The 6231-nt window shown below is 76.4% G+C and carries 1 pseudogene; it reads right to left on the reverse strand.

Annotated elements, in window-relative coordinates:
• Positions 1–6140: pseudogene (locus tag AB0F18_RS38015) on the reverse strand (type I polyketide synthase); the annotation flags it as partial.
• Between the last annotated feature and the right edge of the window lie 91 nt (positions 6141–6231).

Genomic DNA, 6231 nt, shown 5'->3' on the forward strand with positions numbered 1-6231 from the left:
GCCTCGACCACGTCCACGTCGGCGGCGGAGAGCCCGGCACTGGCCAGGGCCTGTTCGATCACCCGCTGCTGGGCGGGGCCGTTGGGGGCGGTGAGGCCGTTCGAGGCCCCGTCCTGGTTCACCGCCGAGCCGCGGACCACCGCGAGGACCGGGTGGCCGTTGCGCAGGGCGTCCGAGAGCCGCTCCACGAGCAGCACGCCCACTCCTTCCGCCCAGCCGGTGCCGTCGGCTCCGGCGGAGAAGGCCTTGCAGCGGCCGTCGGCGGCCAGTCCGCGCTGGCGGCTGAACTCGATGAAGGCGCCGGGGCCGGCCATCACGGTCACCCCGCCCGCCAGGGCCATGGAGCATTCGCCCTGGCGCAGGGCCTGGACGGCGAGGTGCAGGGCGACGAGGGAGGAGGAGCAGGCCGTGTCGACGGTGACCGCGGGCCCTTCCAGGCCGAAGGTGTAGGAGAGCCGGCCCGAGATGACGCTGCCCGAGTTGCCGGTGCCGAGGAAGCCTTCGACCCCTTCGGGCACCGTCTGGAGGGAGGAGGCGTAGTCGTGGTACATGACGCCCGTGAACACGCCGGTCCGGGAGCCGCGCAGGGTGGCCGGGTCGATGCCGGCGCGTTCGAACACCTCCCAGGAGGTTTCCAGGAGGAGCCGCTGCTGGGGGTCCATGGCGAGGGCCTCGCGCGGGGAGATCCCGAAGAAGGCGGCGTCGAACTCGGCCGCGTCGTAGAGGAATCCGCCCCGGAGGGTGCTGCTGGATCCGGTGGTGCCGCCGCTCGCGGAGAGCAGGTCGAGGTCCCAGCCGCGGTCCTCGGGGAAGCCGGCGATGGCGTCGGTGCCCGCGGTGAGCAGCCGCCACAGGTCCTCGGGGGAGCGTACTCCGCCGGGGTAGCGGCAGCCCATGGCGACGATGGCGACGGGTTCGTCCGTGGTGGTTCCGGCGGGGGCGGCCGTGCGGGTGCCGCTTCCGGTCCGGGGGGCGTCGGTCAGCCGGGCCAGGAGGTGGCGGGCGAGGGCGTCCGGGGTGGGGTGGTCGAAGACCAGGCCGGCCGGGAGGCGTACGCCGGTGGCCGAGGCGAGCCGGTTGCGCAGTTCGACGGCGGTCAGCGAGTCGAAGCCGAGTTCCCGGAAGGCCTGCCCGGCCTGGACGGATTCGGGGCGGCCGTGGCCCAGTACGGCGGCGGCGTGGGTACGGACGAGGTCGACCAGCAGGGCGGTCCGGCCCGCCTCGGGCAGGGCGCCCAGTCGCTCCGCCAGGGCGGAGCGGGTGCCGTCGTGCGCGGTGGCCGTGGTGGCCTCGGTGCGGCGTACGGGGGTGGGGACCAGGTCCCGCAGCAGGGCGGGCAGGGTGCCCGCGCGGGCCTGCTCGCGCAGGACGGGCAGGTCCCAGCGGACGGGTACGAGCAGGGGTTCGGCGGAGCCGAGGGCGCGGTCGAGGAGTCCGAGGCCCTCGTCGGTCTCCAGGGCGAGGAGTCCGGAGCGGCCGATGCGGCGCCGGTCGGCCTCGGCGAGGTCGGCGGTGAGGGTGCTGCTGCGGGCCCACAGGCCCCAGGCCAGGGAGACTCCGGGCAGGCCGGCCGCGCGGCGCTGCTGGGCGAGGGCGTCCAGGGCGGCGTTGGCGGCGGCGTAGTTGCCCTGGCCGGGGTTGCCGAAGAGGCCGGCGGCCGAGGAGAACAGGACGAAGGCGGAGAGGTCCAGGTCGCGGGTGAGCTCGTGCAGGTGGAGGGCGCCCGCCACCTTGGGTGCGAACACGCCCTGGATCCGCTCGGGGGTGAGGGCGGGGACGACGCCGTCGTCGGTGACGCCCGCCGCGTGGACGACCGCGGTCAGCGGGTGCTCGGCGGGGAGCGCCGCCAGCAGGGCGGCCAGCGCCTGCCGGTCGGCCACGTCGCAGGCGACGGTGTCCACCACGGCTCCCCGGGCGGCGAGTTCGGCCGCGAACTCCTGTGCGCCTTCCGCGCCGGGGCCGCTGCGGCTGAGGAGCAGCAGCCTGCGGACGCCGTGCCGGGCCACGAGGTGATGGGCCACCAGGCGTCCCAGCGTGCCGGAGGCGCCCGTGACCAGGACGGTGCCGTGCGGCGGGAACGTAGGGGCCGGGCCGGGCTCCGCCGCCCCGGTTTCCTGTCCGGTCGCCGGCGTGTCGGCGCGTACCAGGCGGGGGACGAGCAGGGCTTGCCCGCGCACCGCCAGCTGCGGTTCGCCCGTGGCGGCAGCGGCGGCGAGCAGGCCCGGGTCCACGCCCGCGGCGCCGCACCCGGTATCGGCCTCGGCGGCGGTCTCCGTGTCGGCCTCGGTGTCGGCCTCGGTGTCGAGGAGGAGGAAACGGCCGGGGTTCTCGGACTGCGCCGAGCGCACCAGCCCCCAGACGGCGGCCTGTGCCGGGTCGGCGCCCTCCGCCGGGCCGGTGGCGACGGCACCGCGGGTGACGACCAGCAGGCGGGAGGCGGCGAAGCGTGCGTCCGCGAGCCATTCCTGGACGAGGGCGAGTGCGGCCCGCGCCGCCTCGGCGGGCCGGTCGGCCGGGTCCGCCCCGGTGGTGTGCCCCCCGGCCGTCGCGGCGACCGTGACCGCCACCGTCTCGGGGACCGGAGCGTCCTCGGCGCGCAGGGCCTGGAGCGAGTCGAGCAGGGTGGCCGGGGCGGGCGCGGCGTTCCCGGCGGCGGGGTCCACCGGGACCCACACCGGGCGGAAGAGGCCGTCGCCGCCGGTAGCGGCGGCGGCCAGCTGCTCGGCCGCCACGGGCCGCAGCACCAAGGAGTCCACGGAGAGCACGGGCCGGCCGGCGCCGTCCGCGAGGAGCAGCGTGACGGCGTCCTCCGCGTCCGGGGCGGGGGCCAGGCGCAGCCGCAGCGTGGTGGCTCCGGTCGCGTGCAGGGTCACCCCGTTCCATTCGAAGGGGATACGGGGCCCGTCAGCGTGCGGGCCGGTGTCGCCGAGGCCGGCGGTGTGGAGGGCGGCGTCGAAGAGCGCGGGGTGCAGGCCGAATCCGGTGGTGTCGGTTCCGTCGGGCAGGGCGATCTCGGCGAAGAGTTCCGCGCCGCGCCGCCAGCCCGCCCGGACCCCCCGGAACAGGGGCCCGTACTCCAGGCCGAGGCCGGTCATACGGTCGTAGAGGGCTGCGGGGTCGGCGGGTTCGGCGCCGGCCGGGGGCCACGGGGTGAGCGCGGAGGGGTCCGGGACGGTTGCGGGGGCGGGCGCCAGCAGACCGGAGGCGTGGCAGGTCCAGGCGTCGGCGGCGAGTGCCGCGTCCGGCTGGGAGTAGAGCCGCACGCCGCGCCGGCCGTCGGCGTCGGCGGCGTCGACGACGGCCTGGAGCTGCACCCCGCCCTGTGCGGGCAGGACGAGCGGTGCCTCCAGGGTGAGTTGCTCGATCCGGCCGCAACCCACCTGGTCCCCGGCTCGGATGGCCAGCTCGACCAGGGCGGTGCCCGGCAGGAGGGGGCTGCCGAGCACGCGGTGGTCGGCGAGCCACGGGTGCGTGGCGAGCGACGCGCGGCCCGTCAGCAGGACGCCCTCGCCGTGGGCCGGGGTCACGACGGCGCCGAGCAGGGGGTGGTGGGCGGGGCGCAGGCCGGCGCCGGAGAGGTCGCCGGTGGCGGGCCGGGTGTCGAGCCGGTACTCCTCGCGCTGGAAGGCGTAGGTGGGCAGGTCCACGCGGCGGGCGTCGCGGCCCGCGAACACGGCGGCCCAGTCGACGGGGGAGCCGTGGACGTGGAGGCGGGCCAGGGCGGTGGTGACGGCCAGGTCCTCGGGCCGGTCGGCGCGCAGGGCGGGGACGACGACCGCGTGCTCGTCGAGGAGGTTCGCGGCCAGGGCGGACAGCACACCGCCGGGGCCGATCTCCAGGAAGGTGCCCGCGCCTTCGGCGGCGAGGGAGTCGACCGCGTCGGCGAACCGCACTGCCTCACGGACGTGCCGCACCCAGTAGTCGGCGGAGCGGAACTCGTCGGCCGGCACCGGGCGGCCGGTGAGGGTGGAGACGACGGGCACGGCCGGGGTTCCGAAGGAGACGCCCTCGAAGGCCTGGCGGAACCGGTCCAGCATCGGGGCCATCAGCGGGGAGTGGAAGGCGTGGGAGACCGGCAGTTCCCTGACCTTGCGGCCCTGGGCGGCGAGCCGGTCGACCACCGCGGCCACGGCCTCGGCGGCGCCCGACACCACCACGGAGGCGGGCCCGTTGACGGCGGCGACGCCGGCCCGGTCCTCGTACCCGGACAGCAGCTCCCGCACCTCCTGTTCGGTGGCCTCGACGGCGGCCATCACTCCCCCGGCGGGCAGGGCCTGCATGAGCCGGGCGCGGGCGGCCACCAGGCGGGCCGCGTCGTCGAGGGAGAACACCCCGGTCACGTGGGCGGCCGCGAACTCGCCCACCGAGTGCCCGGCCAGCAGGTCCGGGCGCACGCCCCAGGACTCCATCAGCCGGAACAGCGCCACTTGGAGGGCGAACAGGGCCGGCTGTGCGTGGCCCGTCCGGTTCAGCAGGTCGGCGTCCGTGCCGAACACCACCTCCTTCACGGGGAGTTCGAGGTGCGGGTCCAGGGCGGCGCAGACGGTGTCGAAGGCCTCGGCGAACACGGGGAAGGCGGCGTGCAGTGCGCGTCCCATGTGCGGGCGCTGGCTTCCCTGGCCCGAGAAGAGGAACGCGGTCCGGCTGCGGGGCAGGACCACGCCCGTCGCCGCGCTGCTGTCCGCGGTGTCGGCGGTGCTCTCGCCCCGCGCCAGCAGGTCCAGGGCCCGGCGCAGCCCTTCGGGGTCCGAGGCGACGATCGCGGCGCGGTGGTCCAGTGCGGCCCGGGTGGTCGCCGTGGAGAGGCCGAGGTCGGCGAGGGACTGTCCGGGGTGCTCGGCGGTGTGGCGCAGCAGGCGGGCGGCCTGCCCGCGCAGGGCGGCCGCGTTCTTCCCGGACAGCAGCACGGGCGTGCACCCGGTGGCGGGACGGACGACCGGCTCCCGACCGGGGTCGGGCTGCGGCTCCGGGTGCGGCGGTTCCTCCAGGACGATGTGGGCGTTGGTGCCGCTGAACCCGAACGAGGAGACGGCGGCCCTGCGGGGCCGGTTGCCCGCCGTCCACGGGACGGGCTCGGTGAGCAGGCGGACCGCGCCGGAGGACCAGTCGACGTGCGGGGTCGGGGAGTCCACGTGCAGGGTCCTGGGGAGCAGGCCGTGGCGCATGGCCTCGACCATCTTGATGACTCCGCCGACGCCGGCCGCGGCCTGGGTGTGCCCGATGTTGGACTTCAGCGAGCCCAGCCAGAGGGGCTGCTGCGCCGAACGGCCCTGTCCGTAGGCGGCGATGAGGGCCTGGGCCTCGATCGGGTCGCCGAGGGTGGTGCCCGTTCCGTGGGCTTCCACCGCGTCCACGTCGGCGGGGCTCAGCCGGGCGTCGGCGAGGGCGTGGCGGATGACCCGCTGCTGGGAGGGGCCGTTGGGTGCGGTGAGGCCGTTGGAGGCGCCGTCCTGGTTGACGGCCGAGCCGCGGACCACCGCGAGGACCGGGTGGCCTTTGCGGCGGGCGTCCGAGAGCCGCTCCACCAGGAGCATGCCGAGGCCCTCGCCCCAGCCGGTGCCGTCGGCGGCCGCCGCGAAGGGCTTGCAGCGGCCGTCGGCGGCCAGGCCGCGCTGGCGGCTGAAGTCCACGAAGGAGGTGGGAGTGAGCATGGTGGTGACGCCGCCCGCGAGGGCCAGGTCGCATTCGCCCTGGCGCAGGGCCCGCACTGCCAGGTGCAGGGCGACGAGGGAGGAGGAGCAGGCCGTGTCCACGGTGACGGCCGGCCCTTCGAGGCCGAAGGTGTAGGACACCCGGCCGGAGACCACGCTGGCCGCGCTGCCGGTGCCGATGTAGCCGTCGACGTCCTCCACCGCCTGCTGGAGCAGGGCGGAGTGGTCGTGGTACATGACGCCGGTGAACACCCCGGTCCGGCTGCCCTTGAGCGAGGTGGGGTCGATGCCGGCCCGTTCGAAGGTCTCCCAGCAGGATTCCAGGAGGATCCGCTGCTGGGGGTCCATCGTGAGTGCCTCGCGGGGCGAGATCTCGAAGAGGCCGGCGTCGAAGAGGTCGATGCCGTCGAGGAATCCGCCTGCGCGGACGTGGCTGGTGCCCCGGGTGTCCGGGTCGGGGTCGTAGAGCCCTTCCAGGTCCCAGCGGCGGGGGCGTGGGCGCTCGGCTGGTCGTGTCCGGGGCCGTGGCCGGGGCCGTGGCCGTGTCCGTGTCCGTGGCCGTGGCCGCGCACCGCCTCGC

It is taken from the genome of Streptomyces sp. NPDC029216 (assembly GCF_040648015.1).
Classification (GTDB): domain Bacteria; phylum Actinomycetota; class Actinomycetes; order Streptomycetales; family Streptomycetaceae; genus Streptomyces.